Here is a 19,117-nt window from a genome sequence, read left to right as displayed (position 1 = left end):
ACGGTTTCATTCTCGTTTTTCGAGCCGAACGCCTCGTCAATAGCGGACAGGTAGCACACGCCGTGTTGAGGGTGTGTCGCTAATCGACTAATCACGTGGCCGAAATTTGTTCCGCCACGCAGGAGCCTCCTTTTTCGCCTTCCGCTAGGAACGGACAAGTACGAAGGGATCGAAGACAATGCGAAGCACGCCGAGCCAGCTCCCGCAACACCTACAGTCTGCTCTGGCTGCCGTGATCCGCACGACCGTTGGCAGGCATGAAGCGCTTAAATAACGATAAACTTCCGATCCCTTCGATGTTTGCACGAAGCCTGGAACAATCATTTCCCTCGGAGGCTTGCAGCGAAACTTAAGGGAGGTTTTCCGATGAAATCTGGACTGAGACGCGCCACGCTGAGCGCTGGGTGCAATCCAGCTGTTTTAAGTCATTCCGGAGAAGGGAGTTCCTTGTCCTCTCGACATTCGCGCAAACTGCGCTGATCGACCGATAGAATTTTCTGGACCCTCCTCTTGTGAGGATCGGCTTCCAATTGCAAGCAAGCGCATGCGTAGCCGTAACCGGCGTAGGTCTGGACATAGGCGTAATCCGAAATCGCCGAGATAAAACCCATCCCTTGTGGCTCATATTCGTCGCCCTGAGCGGTAATGATCCACGTGCCGTCCCTGTCATCAAGCCACCAGTTGCCTGGCGTCCGGTTCTGGAGCCAACCGCATCGCATCTCTTCTGCCACACCGGGTGAGCTGATGAGTGAAATCGAAAGAAAAATATAAGCGAAGGCAAGTCGGTTTTGCATATCGTGCCGATGTTATGTGGGCCCTGACGAGCACCAATTGCTACAAGAGAAGGCCGGATATGTTAGCTATCAAAGTTCAAGGCAGAAGGGTAGTAAATTGAGCGTAATGGACACTAAACCGGGCAGGTTTGCCAATAGTGCAGGGGCTGGACTGTTCATTTTGGCCTGATAATACAGAACTATGGTCACCTTTACCGAGATGCGTGCACTCTACATCACTTCGACAGCCTCAACAAAGCGACCTTTGCATTTAAGCGCCGCAAGCGGCCTCGTATGCGTGGGTTCGACGATTTACGTTATTGCCGACGATGAGCTTCATCTGGGCGTATTTTCCAAAGATTTGCCTGAGCCCGGACGTCTCGTCCGTTTGTTTGCGGGTGGGCTCCCCGATGAAAAAGCTGCGCGAAAACGGATGAAGCCAGACCTTGAGGCGCTTACCTTCGTTCCACCTTTCGAGAATTTCCCTCATGGCGCACTGCTGACTCTCGGGTCGGGATCAAGGCCGAACCGGGGACGCGGCGCCCTCGTCGCCCTGAACAGCGATGGGACGGTCTTAGGCCCGCCGCGGGAACTGGATATGTCACCTATTCTTGGTTCACTTCACGATGCATTTGACGAGCTCAACATTGAAGGAGCGGTCATCATTGGCGATGAACTTCGCCTGTTCCAGCGCGGCAACAAGGGGCTGGCCGACAACGCTATCATCAGCTACTCCGTTTGGCACGTCCTCGCTGCCTTGCAAACTGTAGGGACCAATTTGATCAGGCCATCCGCGGTCAACAGGTTCAACCTTGGTTATATCGCCGGCGTACCGTATTGCTTCACGGACGCAACGGCTTTGGCTAACGGTGACATCGTGTTCTGCGCAGTGGCGGAGGATACGGAGAATGCTTATCGCGATGGGCCTTGCATCGGTGCTGCGATAGGCATCGTCAGTCATGACGGGCAGCTGCTCTCCATGCAGCAATGTGACCAACCGCACAAAGTGGAAGGCATCAGCGCTCGAGAGAACGGTGGTGTAGTCGACCTCCTGCTTGTCACCGATCCGGATGACGCCGAAATACCTGCGGTGCTATTGTCCGCATCAATTGCGAGATAGCTCCTTTTTCCAAAAAGAAGCGAAAGGCCGGGGCAGTTTTAGTCCTAAACCGGGTGCTTGAGTCGTTCGCAACACGAGCGCCTTTTTGCTCAGCGATCGCGTCTTGCTCAGATGCAAGCGCCTCGTCACAGGACAATCGCTGTGGCGGTGGACCGACATCGGAGTAGTTGCTATCAGTGAGCCACGAGCCGCGTTGAGCTGCGACAATACCCCCCGAGGATCCGAAAGCCTTTCAAGTGAAGAAAACACAACGCAGTTTTGCCGTCGAGTACAAATCTGGCCGCCGAAAGCTTGACGCCAAGCCCAACTCCATCTGGGGAAACATGGACCTCAAGTCCGTTGCCCGCGACGTAGAGCAGGAGGCGATGCCCTTGCTGCCGGAAGGTCTGAAAGGGGATGAAGCCGAGCTAGACGTACCGGTCTCTTCGGTAGAACCTCCTCAGCCATTATTGACACCATCGGATGCGACGCCGACAACTGCTACAGAACCTAAGGGGATACTCATGGCCGACGCTACCGAGACAATGAACGATGTTGAAGCTCCAGCACAGGAAGAAGCGCCTGTTGCCGTGAAGAAGCAGCGTAAGCCTCGGCTGAAGAAAACCTCCGTTGTCGCAACGACAGCAAAGAGCGCTACAGCCGGTACCGATGGCCGCAAAAGGCGAGGCCGCAAGCCACACGCGAGCATAGACCTGAAGCTGGTCGAACCCACGGCGCCGAAGCTTGTGCCGAATCCTGATCAGATTGCTGATGACGAGGCGACCTCTGCAGGCGACGAAATGGCTGATCTTCTGCAGCTAGAGGCGGAGAACCAAAAGCTTCGCAAGATGCTGGCGGAAAAGCTGCGTGCCGAAAATGCTGATTTGCGCAAAAAGCTCAATCTCGGTTGATCAGCCCGCTGCGGGGGGAGGCTGCTCACAAGTTGGGACTTCAAGCTAACGAGTTTGGCGGCATCGGCTCGTCGCCGGGCCGAATCCGCATAGATCGATTGTAGAAATTCGGAAAACATGTCCGAGTGAAACTCGCTAAATCAACGGGTTAGGAGAAGGAATTTATTCCGTCTTGTCCTAAAAACGGCCGAGACATGTCCCAAAATTTTGTCCCGTTGATTTTATTGCGTTTTTGCCCCTCTGACTCTGCTTTGCTCCCGAGACGGGGATCGGCAGGCTGCCTTGGCGATTTGAGTATTGCTCAAGTAGTTTTTGATATCTGATTCGGAGTTCGTTTGGCATTTTGGAAGCGATTGAAAACCGCGCGCCCGCTGACCACCCGTTCGAAAAATGATATCTAGGCTGGGTCTTTCGGCCATCGGCCAAACCTCAACCATGAGCTACATGGTCTCCTTGATGCGCGGTCCATCCCATAACTCGAAGCTGCCCTTCCCGATGATCTACAGGGGGGTCGAATATCCGAGCTTCCGGCAGCTGATATCCTCCCTGATCCCGCCGACTCAAGTCAGCAATGTCACGATCGCGGGGCGGCTTCACCGGGTTATCAAGAGCGGCCGGGTCATTGATGACAGCGTCCTCGATGAAATCCTCCGCCTGGACGCCGCCGCATATCAGCTGAAGTACGGTCGGAGGGTTACCTGGGTGGAGACCCTCGAGGGCCGACAGTCCGCGGAACAGCTCTACGAGGAATACAGCGAGCAACCCGGGTTAGTGCCCTACGATGTCTTCAGGACAAGGCTCAAGTCGCTGGAGAAGCGTGCTATCCAAATCTCGGAAGCGCACCTGGTCAGAGCGGCCCTCTCCAGCCAATCCGATTGGACAACCGATCACGGTGGCGGCCGCCGTCGAAGATTTGTCTACTCTGGCGACCTCTATCCCCAGCATCGCGGTGAGTACACCGCCTTCACTTCGTTTCTCAAGGCGATCGGACGCTATGACGAGCGCGACATGATGCATGCGAGGCTCAAGGCAAAATGGGCCGTAGAGGACATCCTGTCGGAGCCGTCGATGGCAGATGGCGCTCCGGGCTATATCTATAGGATAACGGACACTGTTACGGGCAAGGCATATATTGGGCTGACCGTTAACAACCCGCAGGTGAGACTTGGACAGCACATCATGATGGCGGGCAGGGGCGGGGGAAGCCTGCTCCATCAGGCCATGCGAATCGGGAAGCCGTCCGATTTCCAGCTGGATATTCTCGAAACGGTGGAAGGTGGGGAAGGCAAACTTGCCGAGCGGGAGGTCGAATGGGTCTCCCTCCTGAACACACTTCACCCCGATGGTTTCAATATCAGGAGTGGCGGACAACTAGGCTCTTATGACGGCCGACCGGCCGAGTGGGACGGGAGACGTTTCCGATCGGTCGCGAGCCTGCGGCGAGTGCTATCCCGGGAAACCGGGCTGGCCGAGCACGTGATCGAGAGCCGTTTCCGCGAAGGCAAGCCGTTACCATCGAAGGCGCGCAAGCATAGTAAGCACGCAGACGCGGGCTCACCATTGTTCAGACAACATCTGGGTATTCTGAAGCGCGCACGGGAACGAGGAGACGAAGTCGATCCAGCATGGCTTGACTACGATCGCTTCAAGGCAGACGTCACGTCAACCACAGGCGAGGGACGGCTCACACGGATCGACGAGCAAAAACCGTGGGGCCCATCGAACTGGACCAGGATGGATCGGGGAGCTATCGTGGAACGCAGCCATGGGAAAGCCATTCAGGCTTTCGGGAAGACGTGGCCCAGCCTTGAGCAGGCATTGCGGGAATACGGCATCGGCGGTGGAACTTTCCAGTTTCGCATCAAAGCCGGGATGTCGGTGGAAGAAGCACTCGCCACTCCACTCGGGCCAACCTCGAGGAAGGTGTTTACCCTTGACGGGGAATCCTGGCCCAGCAGAAATCGTGCATGCGTGGAACTGGCGGCGCGGCACGGCATCACCCCTGACAAGGTCAAAGATCGCCTGGTGAGGAAAATCCCGATCTCGCGGTGGAAGGAAATGGATGGACGGGGCTGACGACCTATCGGGTTCGCCGAATACCGTTCTATTTGAGTCATTTGCTTACGCCTGTTTGGCCGAGATGGCGTAGTGCCGCCTTTCGAATTGGCGGACGGTATGTTTCCGATAGCGATCCGGGATGGGTCGATGGCGAACTGCTGGTCCACAACGTGCCGTCACCGAGAGCTGTTTTCCTAACGGAAAAGGGAATTTGTGAGCCGACCTGAGCTTCAGAGAGTGAAGTGCGCCTATTTTATATACGTCACGATCGGCGCTTGCCAGTATGTCAGCTCCGAGCAACCATAGCCCATGGTGGTTGCACACGGAGGTGAAAAGACAATGCCACAGACGACGCGCAAGGATCTCGCAGAGGGGGATTATGAGATCGGCCGGCATCAAATGCTATGTCGCCGGGCCTCCCGTGAGGATTTTCTTGACGAGGTACTCATGGAGGGGAGGTCTCTCTATGAGCATCCCTACCGTGCTTCAGCCGATATCAGGCTCCAGTCGACCCGGCAATGGCACGCACAGGCCTGGCCCATGCGCGAGGATATTGGGGGCGTTGCAAGCGGCGTACGTCAACTCATTGATCCGGCTTGAGAAAGCGGCCCGTGCTGCAGAGCGATCGCGAGACGTTACTTCGTTGAACACCTCGTTGATGGTCGTCATCGAGGCAGCCAACAGACTTGCCTTTCTCGGGTACCGGATCAATTGGGAACAGAACGCCCGCTGGGCATTGCGCGCGACTAAGTACGGGCTCTCCGGCTACGCAATCATCGACGGCGACGATCCTGCTCTCGATAGGATCAACCTGACGGAGCGCCTCGGTGTGCTCGGCACGCTGACATTCTGGAAGCAGCAGCGTCGAAATGGAAAGTTGGCAGACCCCGTAGAGATTGCCTTTTCGAAGTCAGCGGAGGAGATGTATGAATCGGTCGAACTGGTACGGGGTGCATCCGTCGGCAGCCGATACGCCAGTGACTGGATGGGGGACGATAAGCCAGGGGTGTATCACAGGATACTATCCGATTGACGAATGCGCTGCGGTGTTCGAATTTGATGGCTACTCGGCCTTGCTCGAAGCCGACGCGCCGGGGTTGCCGGAGACCCTCGACCGCTTCGAGGAGGCTTTCCGACGTATCGCGAAATTCGACTGACACACGGGCGGTAAAATCAGCTACCGCCTTGCGGCTAGCAACAACCGCGGGACATCCGCGCGTTCGAGGATCATCTGCCCGATATCCTCGAACGGGAACGCGATGCTGACGCCGCTCTCCGACAAACGGCGATCGAAGTCACCCCGTCTCAGTCCGTGGTCACGCTTGACCTGCGCCGCAGACACGTATTTCCGGTCGAAAGCATCCAGATCTCCCGCACAGATGGCAATTGCCGTCCCCGTCGCCCGGTTCACGAAAGCCCCGATCGACAACAGTCCCAACAGGGTTGTTCTCTCGAGTCTTAGTATTTTGCACACCGCGCGTCCCGATATGGTCGCGCTCGTTTCCGAAACATCGCCGACGACGCTTACCGTGTCAGTTTCGAGTGAGGCCGCAAACTGCTCGAGAGCTTTCCCGTCGGTGTCGAGTACCCCCAGGCGCATGCCCTTGCGCGAAAGGGCGCTGGCGACCGCGGCTCCGATACCTTTAGCCGCTCCGGTTATGACCGCCACCCTTCCCGGCGAAATCACTTCGTCCATTCGTTCTGTCATGGTCTACTCCTTGTGCTGGTTAAATGGGAAACGGATCTTGGGTGGTTGTTCTCGACCGCAAGAGCGACCAGGAAAATTGCCAGTCCACCTGCTGCGAGTATTGCTGCTACACCCCCTGTCGAGGACCACCCCCAGCCAGTGGACAGCGCCAGTCCTCCGGCCCATGCCCCGATGGCATTGGAAAGGTTGAACGCGGAATGATTCATGGCTGCCGCCAACGACTGCGCGCCTGGTGCTACGTCCGTGAGGCGCGCCTGTAGCGCCGGGACGAGCCCGAAACCGATGCCTATGAGAAAGAGCACGACCGCCACAGCTGCGCCGGAACTGGCGGCTGGGACAAACAGCCCGAGGAACAACACGTTCCAGAGCATCAGACCCAGTATGGCGCGCGTCTGATGCCGATCTGCGAGCCAACTACCCGCGATATTACCGACGACCATACCAAGGCCCCAAAGGGACAGATAGTAGGGGACCGAGCCGGATGGTTGCCCAGTGTAATCAGTCAGGGTCGGCGTAATGTAGCTGTAAACCGCGAACATACCGCCGAAGCCGATCGCCGCGCTCGCCAGGGTCATCCACACACGACCGTTGGCGAGCGCTGACAATTCACGGCGAGGCGACGCATCGCGCTCGGCCGGAACTTTGCCAACCGCCCAAGGCAGTAGGAGCGCGACGACGACAGCGCCGATCGCGATCACCCCGAAGCCATATCTCCAACCCAACTCCTGACCGAGCGCGGTGATTGCCGGAACACCTGCGAGATTCGCCGCAGCAAGTCCGAGCATCACCCTGCCTATCGCCTGGGCCTTTCTCTCTTGCGCCACCATCGATGCCGCGACGATCGCCGCGGTTCCGTAGTAGGCTCCATGTGGTAACCCGCTCACGAACCGCGCGACAACGAGGCTTTCGAAACTCCAAGCCATCGCGGTGGCGGCGTTGCCGACCGCGACGATCAAGGCAAGCAAAACGAGCAGGAGCCTGCGTTCGACGCGGGCAGCAAGTACCGCAAGCACCGGAGACCCGACGACAACCCCAAGCGCGTAGGCGCTTATAATGTGACCAGCTTGCGGGACAGTCGAGCCAACCGACGCGGCCAGGTCCGGCAGCATCCCCATGGCGGCGAACTCGCCGGTGCCGATGAACAGGCCACCTAGCGCGAGTATCGTTTGACTGACTATCAAATTCGACGTCACTCGCTCCGAAGCTTCAATGGTGGCCATGTATCTTTCCTGTCACGGGCGGTCGGGTTTCGCACACGCAGCCCGACCGTCTCGAAATGCGTTTCAATGCTCACGGCCCCGCATATAGTGACGTCGTTTCCGAGGTCACCGACCGCCGAGTTTGACGCCGCGTTGAAATCTGCTCATCTAACGGGGTAGGAGAACGCGACGATGTAATGCGGCATGGACACCCGCAGTGCGGAACGTCGTCGCCGAGCCCCAAGCGCATGCCATATGTTTTCGTCAGTTCGCGATTTCGAGGAGGCTGGTTGGCGGCCGTGCTCCAGTCGCGTATCTCTCGCCTACATTCCCTTCCGGGTGAGTCCGGGTGTAACGATCGGAGATCGAATGAGTCGGATCAGTCGTACTGACCTTGGAGACCTCAACACTTTTCGCGCTATCGCGCGGTGCGGCGGCTTCAGGCGGGCGGCGTTGGAACTTGACGTATCTCCCTCCGCTGTGAGCCATGCCCTGCGGTCGCTGGAGACGAGGCTCGGCGTCCGCCTTTGCAACAGGTCTAACCGCACAATTACGCTGACGGATGCCGGCGCGTCACTTCTGGACCGGCTAGAAGCAGGGTTTGGCTCGATCGAGTTGGGACTGGAGGAAGTTAACAGGTTTCGCGGCAAGCCCATGGGGCGGCTGCGACTGAATGTCTTGACCGATGCGGCCAGGCTGGTTTTGAGTCGTGTACTGGCGGACTACGTGTCGGCGTTTCCCGACGTGCAGCTCGAGATAGTCGTGCAGGACGACTTCGTCGATATCGTTGCCGCGGGATTCGATGCAGGGATACGCTTCGGCGGCAGGGTTCCCGAGGACATGATTGCCGTTCCTCTGGGTAGGGAACCGCGCTGGATCTTGGTCGCTTCACCTCGCTACCTCGATCAGGCACCGTTGCTGGAAAGCCCGTCGGATCTCGCCCAACACAGGTGCATCGGCCTGCGGATTGGAACAGGCGCGCTCTACAAATGGGAGCTTGGCTCAGGCGACCAGGAGCTGTCGGTCGATGAGGACTGGGCGATCATCGTGAACGAGACGGAGCTCGCGATCGAAATTGCCGAAGCCGGAGGCGGTATCGCCTATTGCCAGGAGGGGCGCGTTGCCAAACAGATCGTCAATGGAAGCCTCAAGGAGGTCCTTCCAGCTTGGAGCTCCGTGGGCCCCACGCTAAATATCTACTATCCGAGCAGACGGCAGATGCCGGAGGCACTCCGTGCGCTGATCGGGATGATACGGAATAGAGATCGCGACGACCGCTCTGCTTGAGCCGCAATCAAGGGCGGCACTCATCAGAAGCGAATTACTCGATGTCCAGCGATTGCTTGAAGTGCTTCATGTTTGCCTCCACGCTCGCGCGACTTTCGGTGCCCACATTTCGGTTCAAAATAGCCGCATACATTTGCTCGTGGAGATCGACGGCCCGGATGCGACCGCTGACATCCAACGACTTCTTGACCCAAGGGGCTACCATTTCGAGCACGAACTCGGCGATGATGGAAATCAGCTTGTTTCCAGTGGCATCGTAGACGGCGCGGTGGAAATCCAAATCCGCCTTGAGCATCTCATCCAGGTCGGCGTTGGGGTTCTTCGTCAGGTTTCTGAGGCGGTCGATGCATTCGCGCATTTTTGCCAGATCGTCGTCGGAACGACGCTGCGCAGCAAGCTCGGTCGCGTTCCTATCGAAAATGTCGCGGAGTTCCGTCAGCATTTCGGGCGAGGAATCCTGAAGGTAGAGCTGGAACATGCTCAAGGGCAAAGCGGGTGTCGCCTGTTCGCCGCGCACGTAGCTTCCGTAACCATGGCGAATATCGATAAGACCCGCGACAGAGAGCGTTTTCATCGCTTCGCGAATTGGCGTGCGACTGACCCCGATTTGCTCGGCGAGTTCCTTTTCGTTCGGCAGCTTGTCGCCAGCCTTGAGGTTTCCAGCCGCGATTTCGTTGGTGATGTAGTCCAACGCGAACTGGACTCGCGTTTGCGGCTTCTTCGGTGCGTCCAACAAGAATGTTCCCTTCGAGCGATACCCGGCCATCTTCCCACTGGCCGAGTTATAATACCTTATACCACTCCGGCGATTCCCGGCAATACCAGCGCGCAACCGGGCTGAGCGCGACGCGGACCGAGCACCGCCGCCCCGTAGGTATGACGTATTACCTTGACTGATTTCACGAGCTCGATTATCAGTTCCGTCCAATATTTGCCCCAGGAGGGCGGGAGGATTTAAATGCAAACTGTCGGCCCGGTCGTCGGGTTTTACGGTGACGACTTCACCGGATCGTCCGAGAACCTCGCGCAGTTTCACCGGAGCGGGCTGAAGACACGCCTTTTTCTGAAGATGCCTTCAGCCGACGAGCTGAAGAAGGCGACCAGAGGGCTGGATGTGGTCGGCTTTGCGGGAACCGCACGCGCCCTGAGCAACCGCGATATCGTGGCCGAAGTATCGCCCGCCTTCGAAGCGCTTCGCAGCCTTGGGTGCCGCTTTTTACAGTACAAGATCTGCTCGACATTCGATTCTGCCCCGGACGTCGGAAATTTCGGTTACGTCGCCGAACATATGATGCGGGACGGCGAGAGCCTCGCGGTCTTAGCCGCGACACCCGATTTCGGTCGTTACACTGCGTTCGGAAACCACTATGCCCGCTTTGGCAAGGACATCCTGAGGCTGGACCGACATCCGAGCATGTCAAACCACCCTCGGACCCCGATGGCAGAAGCGGACTTGCGCGAACACCTGCGCTCCCTGTGCAGTCTGCCATTCGTCAACGTGCTTCTACCAGACCTTCGAAACCCGGCCTTGCTGGCCGAGCGCTTGGAGGCGGCGGCACATCGCGGCGAGGGTGCCATATTCGACGGCGTCGATAACGAGGATCTGGAGCTGGTGTCCGCAGCGCTCTGGGACAGCCTCCAGGCCCGACCGGTTTTCGCCTTGGCGGCTCAGGGCTTGGCGCAGCTGCTTGGAAAGCGCATTGCCCGCGAGCGGAGCGCCGCCGACCTGGTCGCGGTCTCAACGACCGTATCGGCCGCGAGAAACCTCCTTGTGCTTTCGGGCAGCTGTGCGATCCAGACCGGCAGGCAGATCGATGTCGCCGAAAAACAGGGTTGGGCCCTGCTGGAGGTGAACCCGACGCGCCTGAAGGACGACAGCGACGTCGCGCAACAGGTGGAAGCACTCAAGCCCTTGATTGCCGAGAACATCGCCAGATGCAGGCCAACCGTCGTCTACACCGCGCGCGGTAACGAGATGGATCGCTCCCGCTTCGAAGACGTTCCTCCTCAACTCATCGGGGCATGCTACGCTAGGCTGATGATCGAAGCCCGGAAGGAGGCCGACGTCCAGCGTATCGTGTTAGCGGGCGGTGATAGCTCCAGCTACGCCATGCGCAGCAGCGATGCCTCGTCCTTGACCATCAAGGTTTTCGACGGTGAGCAGCATGGCCATCTGTGCGAGCTCATGGGCGGCGGCCTAGACGGCCTCGAGGTCCTGCTCAAGGGAGGACAGGTGGGAGACGACGACTATCTGCTCAGAATGCTCAACGGTACGGAAACGCGGAAGTAGGGGATGCATCGATGAAGAAGTTCATTCTGGAGGCGCGGATAAACGAGTACGCGATGAGGGATCAGAACGTAAATGTTCCGTGGACCTCGGATGAAATCGCGGAGACAGCTGCCCGCGTTCGAGAGGAAGGGGCGGCGATCCTCCATTTTCACGCGCGTACGGTTGACGGCCAACCGCTAAACACGTTCGAGGCCTACGACGAAATCATCCGGAAGGTGCGGGCCAAGTCCGACATACTGATCCTACCGACACTGGGATTTATCTCCAACGATACGGACGCACGTCGCAGAATCGATAACGTGGTACGCCTCGCACGCGACCCCGTGACAAAGCCCGACATCGCGCCCATCGACACGGGTAGCGCGAACCTCGAAAGCTTCGATACGAACACTCTCGAGATCGGCTTTACGGAAAGGCTCTACCTCAACACGACGGACTCGCTCGTGTACTATGCCCAGAAATTGAAAGAGGCAGGTGTCAAGCCGAAGCTGGTCAGCTGGTCGGTGGGCTTCACGCGCCGGGCGCTCATGCTTATGGACTGCGGGCTGGTAGACGAGCCCGGTTACATGCTCTTCCACATGACGGACGGAAAGGTCATTACCGGACATCCCGGCACCGCCAAGGGGCTGGACGCCCACCTGATGTTCCTGCCAGACAACCGCAACATCGAGTGGACGGCGAATATCCTTGGCGGGAATCTTCTGGCTTTGACCGATACGATCGCCCGGCGCGGTGGCCATATGGCTATCGGCATCGGCGACTATCCCTATCCTGAAATCGGACATCCGACGAATGAGGTTCTTATCCGTGAAGCGGTAAAGATCATCAGGTCCGCGGGGCGTGAGCCTGCTACGCCCCTGGAGGCCAAACAGATGCTTTCGCTCGCTTCCTAGACGCGCTTTTCAGCCGATCGTAACTAGCGGACGAAACCGCTGCGTTCGCAGCAACCGTGACGGCGGGGCCGTCACGGTTCCGGTAGACTTTTTCCCGTCAACCGCCGCCGTGGGTGCCGAACTTCTGAAGCGCCTGCTTCAGCTCCGGGTGCTGCCGAGCATAGGTCTCGAGATCGATCCCGGCACGCGCGGCGTCCCACGCCTGCTGAACCGCCTTGACACCCGCCCCGGGGCCACCGGGATGACTTACGACGCCGCCGCCGCAGAGATAGAGATGATCGAGCGATTGTCCGGTCCGGCGATAGGTCTCCGGAGCCTGGCCGCCCCATTGGCCCGAACAGACGACGGGCATGGGGCGCTCTCTTTCACCGGAGAGAGGCTCGGTTAAATCGTGGAACGAGCGGACGAACGAGTCATCGGGCTCCCAGTACTTGGAGCCGATCCCGTTGATCTGAAACTGGTCGATGCCCAGAAGCCGCCAGAATTGCTGATAAACCGAAAAATCCATCCCGAGGCCCGGGTGGCGTGTGAGGATATCCCATCCGTTACGGTGCGCGTGAAGCGCGAGCCGCGAACGCTGGCGGAGAAACAGCAAGGCTCCCTGGCCGATCGAGTTGATGTTGACGACGGCGGCGTTACCGCCCGCATCCGCGACGATGTCGTGATTTTTCATCATCACGCCCGGATCGATGTGTGAAATATTGAACGCGTACATCACCTTTTTGCCGGTCCGCTGCTCGTGATCGAGGATCAGCGGCATGATCGCGTTGACGCGATCCGGGAGCGAGGAATACGAAGGGCCGCAGAGCTTTTCATCGTCCTTGATGAAGTCCACGCCCGACTCGATCAGCTCCTTGACCATCTCGGCGCTCTCTTGTGGCCGGAGGCCGAGGGCGGGCTTGATGATCGTCCCGATAAGCGGCCGGTCGTAGACGTTCGTAAGGCGGCGAGTGCCGTCGATGCCGAATTGCGGACCCGGATAGTGTTTCGTGAAGGCGTCGGGCAGCCTCATCCCGATCACTCGGATGCCGCTGAAGCCGCGGATCGAAAACACGCCTCCTATGGTGATCGTCATCAATGCCGCGAGATCATCTCCGATCGCTTCCAGGGGAAATGCGATGTCTGCCTCGGCCCTTCTGAACGGACCTCCCGTATCCGGCTGCGGAAACGAAGGTATTTCCTGAGAGGGCAACTCCCGGATTGCCACGACCTTTGCCGCTACGCGCGCCTTCAGTTCCGGCGTTTCTCCCGGTAGTTCGACAAACGTGCCCGTCGACTGATCGCTCGCGATCTTAGCGGCAAACCGTGCAGGATCGCCTGCACATTCGATCAGGTACGTCATCACGACGCTTGAGTTTCTGTCCATCATTTCACCAGTTTTGCTTTCTTGACTAGACCCGGCTTTCGTCCTCGGCGGCCAAGGCGATTTCGACGATCCTGAGACCGCCAGCGGTCAATTTCGAAGGATAATACTCGTGCAGTTTTTCTTCATGCATCGGGATCACGTGCCTATAGTCGTCGTCGACGATCGACATCATTTCCTCCGCGGTTTCGATAAGACGGGTCTGACTGCCATTGGCGAGCCCGGGCGGTATGAATTGACGGTGATCGAGATCGTCACCGACGAGATTTCGGTAGGTGTAGATCACGTCGCCGGAAAGAACGAGGCGGCTACCGGGTGCTGTCTCGACTACAACGTACTGGGATCCGGCCGTATGCGTATCGAAAGCGGGCCGCAGGTGCACGCCCGGAACAACGTCCGAGTACACGCCGTCGACGAGCGTCAGGCGACCTTCCGTGTTCGCCTGCGTCAGGTAGAGCACATCGGCCGGATTGAGGCCCGCCTGGAGTGATCTGAAGCGCGGACCCTTGCTGAGGATCCACATCCATGACTCGAGTTCCTTGCGCTGCATGTAGATCTGGGCGTTCGGGAAATACTTCAGTCCTCCCGCGTGGTCGAAATGAGCGTGGGTCAATATCACGTGCGTTACGTCTTCGGGACTGACGCCACATTCAGCGAGAACGACGGAAGGGTGTGTCCAGCCCGTCACGCCGATCGAGTCGGCGATACGTCCGCCGAAATCGCCCGCATCGTGACCTGCGTCAACGAGAACCACTGCATCGCCGATTTTGATCAGCACATACGAAAAGGGAAGATTCATCGTTCCCTGATTGTGCGCTCCGTAGAAAACCCCGCTAACCGGATGCACGGGGCTGCGTGAATACTCAAGCACCCAGACAGAATGCTTTTTCATTGGTTTCCTCCACGTTTGTATGTATCGCGCAACACGAGCTTGCGTCGAAAATCGCCGCGCCCAGTAAAGCGGAAGCGCGCTCCAGTTCGGAGCGCGCCCCCGTTAGTAGCGTCATGACTTTGACGTGTCCGGTTAGCTTTCCGCGCCTTAGCGCCGAGAGGGCCTTCTCAAGCTGACTTCGGGCCGACATGAGATGGAAATGACCGTGAGCGGCAATATCGTCAGTCCACTGGCGATCGCGCCTGCCGCTGACCGCCCTCAGAAGCGCTTCGGCGCGCTCGTGAAGCAGCGGTGATTGAATGGACAGCCCACGTGTGTCGGACGCTAGCTTCAGAAACGATACGATCGCGAGAAGCTCCCCGAGTTGCGTCAGTTGCTCTCGAACGGTGCTGTCGTCGGACGCGGCGGTGCACAGGTATCGAAATCCCGCCATCCTGTCGCTCCGACTAAATGCCCGAGGGAAGGGGGGCGGAAGCGGGCAACAGTTCTCTCGACTTCAGCTCGGCCCAGAACGCCTGCGGTACAGGCTCGGCCATCGATGTGACATTGGACGAGACTTCCCCGGAGCTTTTCGCGCCCATCAACAGCGTGGCCACGGCGGGGTGAGCGTAGACGAACCGCATCGCGGCGGCCGGAAGGCTGACGCCGAATTTCGCGCAGACTTCTTCGATCTTTTTCACGCGCTCTATCACCTGCGGCGGAACCTTGCCATAATCGTAGGTAGCACTCGCCGCGCTGGCCCCGGTGGCAAGGATGCCCGAGTTGAATATGCCACCCGCGATGACGGAAACGTTCCTGGAAATCAGCTCATCGAACGCGGACGTCAGCGGCTCGTGATTCAAGAGCGTGTAGCGGCCAGCAATGAGGGCGCAGTCGATGGCGAACTCCCGGGCCACGCCGACGACCGAATCCGTTTCGTTGACCCCCAGGCCGATTGCCGACACCGCTTTCGAGGAGCGCAGCTCGTCCAGCGCCCGGTATCCCGATTTCCGCAACTGGTTCCAATAGAACTCGCTTTGGTCTCCGTGCCACGCCCTGCCCACGTCGTGGACCAGCAGCACGTCGATGTAGTCGAGCCCGAGCCGATGCTGGCTGTCCTCGAAAGACCGCATGATCCCGTCGTAGGTATAGTCGTAGGTGTCTAGGAACGGCAGTGGGTCGATCCAGTCGATCCCGTAGACAGTGTCGAGCTTCTCCGTGCGGCTGGCGGGCTTGAGCACCCGGCCAACCTTCGTGCTGACGACCACGCTATCGCGGATGCCGTTTACCCTCAAGGCGTGGCCAAGGAAATGCTCCGATTTTCCGAAGCCGTACATCGGGGCGCAGTCGAAGTAGCGGATGCCGGACTCGAAACCCGCCATTATCGTCGCCTCGAACTCCGAGTAGGAAACCCCGGCGTTGAAACCGGACAGCGGTACCGTCCCGAGTCCCAGTGACGTTACCTCCACCGGCGAGTTGCCGAGCTTGCGTGTTTCGAGTTTCGACATGTCTGGTGTTGCCTCAGTAATTGAACTTATCGACGTGGACGATGGGTGCGTTTTCGGGGATCAGCCCTTTGGATTTCAGGGCCTCCCAGAAACCGGGGGGAATGGCCTGCGAGATGGCGGCCACGTTCGCCTCCACGTGGCGGGTGCTCAGGGCCCCCTGCACGACAGCCGTCACGGCTGGATGGGAATAGACGAACTGGGTGGCCGCCGTGGCCAGCGAAATCCCGTACTCGTCGCAGACGGCCTCCAGGGCTTCGACACGGCGTAGAATTTCGGGGCTTGCCGACTGATAGTCATAGGTCCTGACCGCAGCGGCTCCCTTGCTCCCTTCGGCAAGGACGCCGGAGTTGTAGACGCCGCCGGCGATGATAGAGATGCCGCGGCGCTGCATCTCGGGAAAGAAGGTGTCCAGCGGCGCGTGGTTCAGAAGTGTGTATCGTCCCGCCACGAGTGAGCAGTCCAGGTCGAATTCGGCCGCCACCTGGAGAACAGATGCCGTCTCGTTCACCCCGAGACCGATTGCCTTTACAGCGCCGGAGCTGCGCAGTTCGTCGCAGGCGCGGTATCCGCTGCTCCGGAGTTGGGCAAGATAGCGGTCGTAGGCGTCGCGATGCCATTCGCCGCTGACGTCATGGAGGTAGAGGATGTCCACTCCGTCGACGCCCATGCGCTGCTGGCTGTCCTCGAAAGCGCGCATGATCCCGTCGTAGCTGTAGTCGTACTCGTCGACATACGGGAGCGGGTCGATCCAATCGATGCCATAAAGGCTTTCCGCACGCTTGGAGCGGCTCGCCGGCCTCAATATCCGTCCCGCTTTCGTGCTGATCACAACGTCGCCCAGTAGACCGTTCGTGCGCAGGACGTGGCCGAGGCTGTGCTCGGACTTTCCGAGTCCATACAGAGGTGCCGTGTCGAAGTAGCGCACTCCCAGCTCGTAGGCCTTGAGGATAACGGCTTCGAAATCGGCGAACGGCACGCTGACGCCGCAGCCGCCGAGCGGGGAGGTGCCAAGGCCAAGCGCCGTCAGTTCAACACCGGTCGTGCCGATCGTTCTTTTTTCAAGCAGAGACATGTTCATTCCCGTTTTTCGATGGCGGGCCCGCTGAATGCGGACCCGCCTTGTGTTGTCACATGTACTTTTTGACGTTGTCCTTATCGAGGATCAGCCAAGGCACGGTATAGTCCTTCTGTGTCCCGTCCTTCCATTCCATGAGATCCTTCCAGACCTCGGACTGCGGCTTGAAGTCAGCACCGATGACCTGACGAAGGGCGAGGTCGACCGCGCCCTGACCTTCCGCGCGTGCGTACTTGTACAGGGTTACGGCCATCTCCCCGCTTTCGACCGCGCGCTTCGCATCCGGAATGCCGTCGATCGCGATGACGGGGACCTTCGAGAGATCGACTTTAGCGCCCTTGAGCGCCTCGATGGCTCCGAGCGCCATCTCGTCGTTTTCAGCGAGGACGCCGTTGATCTGGTCCGGGTACGCGGACAGCCAGTTTTCCATCAGCGCCTGCCCTTCGGCGCGGCTCCAGTTCCCGCTCTTGTCGACGAGAAGTTTGAGGTTCGAGTGAGCGGCAAGGCCAGCGTCGACGCCAGCCCGCCGCTCGATCTGGGCAGACTGTCCGATGGGGCCTTCCATGAGCACGAGGTTCCCGCCTTCCGGTAGTCTCTTGGCCATCTCCTCGGCGATGATCTTTCCGCCTTCGCGATCGTCCACGATGATGGAAGAAGTATAGTTCGTCGATGCCGTCTTCAGCGCGGAGACGATAACGGGGATCTTGGCTTCGGCGGCCCTGTCAATGGCCGGAGCCGATGCCTCGAGATCGAACGGGGCCATGATTATCGCATTGAACTGCTGAGTGATCGCGGTGTCGATCTGGTTGGCCTGCACCAGCGGGTCATACTTGCCGTCGAAGACGGTGATTTCGACCTTGCCATCCTTGACGGCAGGGTGGTTCTGTATCTCCGTCGACCAGGCCTTCATGTATTCGCCGGACTCTCCGAACGAAAGCGCCGCGATCCGGATTTTCTCCTGAGCGGCCGCGTAACCGGCGCTGAGCATCACTGTCGAAGCCGCGATCGCAGCGATAAACGTACGTCTGTTCATAGTATTCTCCTCCACTTCAACTTGCTGCCGAGCAGCGTTCATTTTCTGATTTGGTCAGCGATAACGGCCAGGACGATGATGGCTCCTTTCAAAAGCTGCTGGTAATATGAAGACACTCCCATCAGATCCATTCCGTTGTTGATGGTTCCGATAATCAGAGCGCCGAATAGCGTCCCTACAAGCGACCCGCGGCCACCCGACAGGCTGGTCCCACCGATCACGACCGCCGCGATGGCGTCGAGCTCGTAACCGATGCCAGCCTGCGGAAGGGCGGCCGTTGTGCGGGCAGTCAAAACGAGTCCGCCGAGCCCGGCCAGCAGTCCCGAAATCACGTAGGTCGATGCCGTGATAGTGCGCGTGGAAATCCCGCTCGTACGTGCGGCCTTCTCGTTGCCGCCGACCGCGTAGATGTAGCGACCGAAGGTCGTCCGGGACAAAGTGATCCAGCCGATTACGAAAACCGCGAAGAAAATGAGCACTGGCACCGGCATTCCGAGGACGTTGCCGCTTCCGATCCATTTCATCGGAGCTGAGAGGTTCGCGATCGGTCGGCCGTCGGAGTAGATCAGGGTCAAGCCGCGCGCCATGCTCAACATGCCGAGCGTGGCGACGAACGGGGGAACGTTGATGCGGGCGATGAGCGCGCCATTTGCCAGACCGAGAACCGCACCGGTCCCGAGTGCGGCGACTATCGCAAACAGGATCGGACTTTCGTTACCGGTCGTTACTAGGTTCGCCGCTACCATTCCGGCGAGCGCCATGATCGAACCCACCGACAGGTCGATCCCTTTCGCCAGGATTACGAACGTCACCCCGATTGCCAGGATCCCGTTGATGCTCGACTGGCGAAGGAGGTTCAGCCAGTTGTTCCAGGTGAAAAAGTATTGGTTGAGCGAGGTAAAGAGCACGCAGATGCCGACGAACACCAAGACGATGCTGAAGGATTTGACGAATTCTCTCGTTATCTCGGCCTTTCGCCGCTCGGTGGTGTTTCGGTTGGCGAGATCGGTTGTGGCGTTCATGTCGGTGGTTCCGGATTTCTGGAATGA

Annotated in this window: 19 protein-coding genes; 8 read left to right on the top strand and 11 right to left on the bottom strand. The window is 58.9% G+C overall.

Annotated elements, in window-relative coordinates; all coding sequences use genetic code 11:
• Positions 1–425: 425 nt before the first annotated feature.
• Positions 426–794: a DUF4087 domain-containing protein gene (locus tag BLX89_RS21765; protein WP_075293073.1), complete on the bottom strand. Its 369-nt coding sequence runs from the start codon at positions 792–794 to the stop codon at positions 426–428.
• 181 nt (positions 795–975) lie between these two features.
• Between BLX89_RS21765 and BLX89_RS21760 the strand changes: the two genes are divergently transcribed.
• From BLX89_RS21760 to BLX89_RS21740, 5 genes are all read left to right on the top strand, one after another.
• Positions 976–1,893 (top strand): DUF6929 family protein, encoded by a 918-nt coding sequence (locus BLX89_RS21760; RefSeq protein ID WP_075293072.1) that lies wholly within the window; start codon positions 976–978, stop codon positions 1,891–1,893.
• Positions 1,894–2,129: 236 nt separating this feature from the next.
• On the top strand, positions 2,130–2,783 hold the full coding sequence (locus tag BLX89_RS21755) for a hypothetical protein (protein ID WP_075293071.1): 654 nt from the start codon (positions 2,130–2,132) through the stop codon (positions 2,781–2,783).
• A gap of 435 nt (positions 2,784–3,218) precedes the next feature.
• A complete protein-coding gene (locus tag BLX89_RS21750) occupies positions 3,219–4,859 on the top strand; it encodes a GIY-YIG nuclease family protein (protein WP_158025989.1) in 1,641 nt (546 codons plus the stop codon).
• Between the two features lie 321 nt (positions 4,860–5,180).
• Positions 5,181–5,441, top strand: a complete 261-nt coding sequence (locus BLX89_RS24720; RefSeq protein WP_075293069.1) for a hypothetical protein — start codon at positions 5,181–5,183, stop codon at positions 5,439–5,441.
• Between the two features lie 43 nt (positions 5,442–5,484).
• Positions 5,485–5,874 (top strand): hypothetical protein, encoded by a 390-nt coding sequence (locus BLX89_RS21740; RefSeq protein ID WP_143523720.1) that lies wholly within the window; start codon positions 5,485–5,487, stop codon positions 5,872–5,874.
• 144 nt (positions 5,875–6,018) lie between these two features.
• On the opposite strand, the gene BLX89_RS21735 is transcribed toward BLX89_RS21740, so the two are convergent.
• Both BLX89_RS21735 and BLX89_RS21730 read right to left on the bottom strand, forming a co-directional pair.
• The gene (locus BLX89_RS21735; RefSeq protein ID WP_075293067.1) at positions 6,019–6,549 is read right to left on the bottom strand and encodes an SDR family NAD(P)-dependent oxidoreductase; all 531 of its coding nucleotides are present in this window, start codon (positions 6,547–6,549) and stop codon (positions 6,019–6,021) included.
• Positions 6,546–7,769, bottom strand: a complete 1,224-nt coding sequence (locus BLX89_RS21730) for an MFS transporter (RefSeq protein ID WP_075293066.1) — start codon at positions 7,767–7,769, stop codon at positions 6,546–6,548. Before BLX89_RS21730 ends, BLX89_RS21735 begins: the two co-directional genes overlap by 4 nt.
• Positions 7,770–8,117: 348 nt before the next feature.
• Here BLX89_RS21730 and BLX89_RS21725 point away from each other — a divergent pair, with 348 nt between their 5' ends.
• Positions 8,118–9,035, top strand: a complete 918-nt coding sequence (locus tag BLX89_RS21725) for a LysR family transcriptional regulator (RefSeq protein WP_075293065.1) — start codon at positions 8,118–8,120, stop codon at positions 9,033–9,035.
• Positions 9,036–9,069: 34 nt separating this feature from the next.
• On the opposite strand, the gene BLX89_RS21720 is transcribed toward BLX89_RS21725, so the two are convergent.
• Positions 9,070–9,963, bottom strand: a complete 894-nt coding sequence (locus tag BLX89_RS21720) for a FadR/GntR family transcriptional regulator (RefSeq protein ID WP_245292892.1) — start codon at positions 9,961–9,963, stop codon at positions 9,070–9,072.
• 30 nt (positions 9,964–9,993) lie between these two features.
• Between BLX89_RS21720 and BLX89_RS21715 the strand changes: the two genes are divergently transcribed.
• Both BLX89_RS21715 and BLX89_RS21710 read left to right on the top strand, forming a co-directional pair.
• The gene (locus BLX89_RS21715; protein WP_075293063.1) at positions 9,994–11,325 is read left to right on the top strand and encodes a four-carbon acid sugar kinase family protein; all 1,332 of its coding nucleotides are present in this window, start codon (positions 9,994–9,996) and stop codon (positions 11,323–11,325) included.
• Between the two features lie 11 nt (positions 11,326–11,336).
• Positions 11,337–12,218 carry a beta-keto acid cleavage family enzyme gene (locus tag BLX89_RS21710; RefSeq protein ID WP_075293062.1) on the top strand — a complete coding sequence of 294 codons (882 nt, stop codon included), beginning with the start codon at positions 11,337–11,339 and terminating at the stop codon, positions 12,216–12,218.
• 97 nt (positions 12,219–12,315) lie between these two features.
• On the opposite strand, the gene oiaX is transcribed toward BLX89_RS21710, so the two are convergent.
• From oiaX to BLX89_RS21675, 7 genes are read right to left on the bottom strand one after another with little or no spacing between them, the layout of a single operon-like run.
• Positions 12,316–13,584, bottom strand: coding sequence for a 3-oxo-isoapionate-4-phosphate decarboxylase OiaX (oiaX, locus tag BLX89_RS21705; protein ID WP_075293084.1), 1,269 nt, complete (start codon positions 13,582–13,584; stop codon positions 12,316–12,318).
• 25 nt (positions 13,585–13,609) lie between these two features.
• Positions 13,610–14,473, bottom strand: a complete 864-nt coding sequence (locus BLX89_RS21700) for an N-acyl homoserine lactonase family protein (RefSeq protein WP_075293061.1) — start codon at positions 14,471–14,473, stop codon at positions 13,610–13,612.
• A complete protein-coding gene (locus tag BLX89_RS21695) occupies positions 14,445–14,906 on the bottom strand; it encodes a hypothetical protein (protein ID WP_075293060.1) in 462 nt (153 codons plus the stop codon). Before BLX89_RS21695 ends, BLX89_RS21700 begins: the two co-directional genes overlap by 29 nt.
• Before the next feature lie 13 nt (positions 14,907–14,919).
• Entirely contained in the window at positions 14,920–15,960 is a 1,041-nt protein-coding gene (locus tag BLX89_RS21690; protein WP_075293059.1) for an aldo/keto reductase, read from the bottom strand.
• A gap of 13 nt (positions 15,961–15,973) precedes the next feature.
• Positions 15,974–17,032 carry an aldo/keto reductase gene (locus BLX89_RS21685; protein ID WP_083637814.1) on the bottom strand — a complete coding sequence of 353 codons (1,059 nt, stop codon included), beginning with the start codon at positions 17,030–17,032 and terminating at the stop codon, positions 15,974–15,976.
• A 55-nt stretch (positions 17,033–17,087) separates the two neighbouring features.
• Complete coding sequence (locus BLX89_RS21680; RefSeq protein WP_075293057.1) at positions 17,088–18,068, bottom strand: substrate-binding domain-containing protein; 981 nt, start codon at positions 18,066–18,068, stop codon at positions 17,088–17,090.
• 38 nt (positions 18,069–18,106) lie between these two features.
• Positions 18,107–19,090, bottom strand: coding sequence for an ABC transporter permease (locus BLX89_RS21675; RefSeq protein WP_075293056.1), 984 nt, complete (start codon positions 19,088–19,090; stop codon positions 18,107–18,109).
• Positions 19,091–19,117 lie beyond the last annotated feature (27 nt).

The organism is Pararhizobium arenae (assembly GCF_001931685.1).
In the GTDB taxonomy this organism is placed as follows: domain Bacteria; phylum Pseudomonadota; class Alphaproteobacteria; order Rhizobiales; family Rhizobiaceae; genus Pararhizobium; species Pararhizobium arenae.
The sequence above is the reverse complement of the archived record's forward strand: the minus strand, read 5'-3'. Positions and strand labels throughout refer to the sequence as shown.

Excerpts from the sequence above, each read along its gene's own strand:
- BLX89_RS21735 (WP_075293067.1), bottom strand. The coding sequence starts at position 6,549 with ATGACAGAACGAATGGACGAAGTGATTTCGCCGGGAAGGGTGGCGGTC.
- oiaX (WP_075293084.1), bottom strand. The coding sequence starts at position 13,584 with ATGGACAGAAACTCAAGCGTCGTGATGACGTACCTGATCGAATGTGCA.
- BLX89_RS21715 (WP_075293063.1), top strand. The coding sequence starts at position 9,994 with ATGCAAACTGTCGGCCCGGTCGTCGGGTTTTACGGTGACGACTTCACC.
- BLX89_RS21695 (WP_075293060.1), bottom strand. The coding sequence starts at position 14,906 with ATGGCGGGATTTCGATACCTGTGCACCGCCGCGTCCGACGACAGCACC.
- BLX89_RS21725 (WP_075293065.1), top strand. The coding sequence starts at position 8,118 with ATGAGTCGGATCAGTCGTACTGACCTTGGAGACCTCAACACTTTTCGC.
- BLX89_RS21685 (WP_083637814.1), bottom strand. The coding sequence starts at position 17,032 with ATGTCTCTGCTTGAAAAAAGAACGATCGGCACGACCGGTGTTGAACTG.
- BLX89_RS21730 (WP_075293066.1), bottom strand. The coding sequence starts at position 7,769 with ATGGCCACCATTGAAGCTTCGGAGCGAGTGACGTCGAATTTGATAGTC.
- BLX89_RS21675 (WP_075293056.1), bottom strand. The coding sequence starts at position 19,090 with ATGAACGCCACAACCGATCTCGCCAACCGAAACACCACCGAGCGGCGA.
- BLX89_RS21700 (WP_075293061.1), bottom strand. The coding sequence starts at position 14,473 with ATGAAAAAGCATTCTGTCTGGGTGCTTGAGTATTCACGCAGCCCCGTG.
- BLX89_RS21680 (WP_075293057.1), bottom strand. The coding sequence starts at position 18,068 with ATGAACAGACGTACGTTTATCGCTGCGATCGCGGCTTCGACAGTGATG.
- BLX89_RS21750 (WP_158025989.1), top strand. The coding sequence starts at position 3,219 with ATGAGCTACATGGTCTCCTTGATGCGCGGTCCATCCCATAACTCGAAG.
- BLX89_RS21710 (WP_075293062.1), top strand. The coding sequence starts at position 11,337 with ATGAAGAAGTTCATTCTGGAGGCGCGGATAAACGAGTACGCGATGAGG.
- BLX89_RS24720 (WP_075293069.1), top strand. The coding sequence starts at position 5,181 with ATGCCACAGACGACGCGCAAGGATCTCGCAGAGGGGGATTATGAGATC.
- BLX89_RS21760 (WP_075293072.1), top strand. The coding sequence starts at position 976 with ATGGTCACCTTTACCGAGATGCGTGCACTCTACATCACTTCGACAGCC.
- BLX89_RS21765 (WP_075293073.1), bottom strand. The coding sequence starts at position 794 with ATGCAAAACCGACTTGCCTTCGCTTATATTTTTCTTTCGATTTCACTC.
- BLX89_RS21690 (WP_075293059.1), bottom strand. The coding sequence starts at position 15,960 with ATGTCGAAACTCGAAACACGCAAGCTCGGCAACTCGCCGGTGGAGGTA.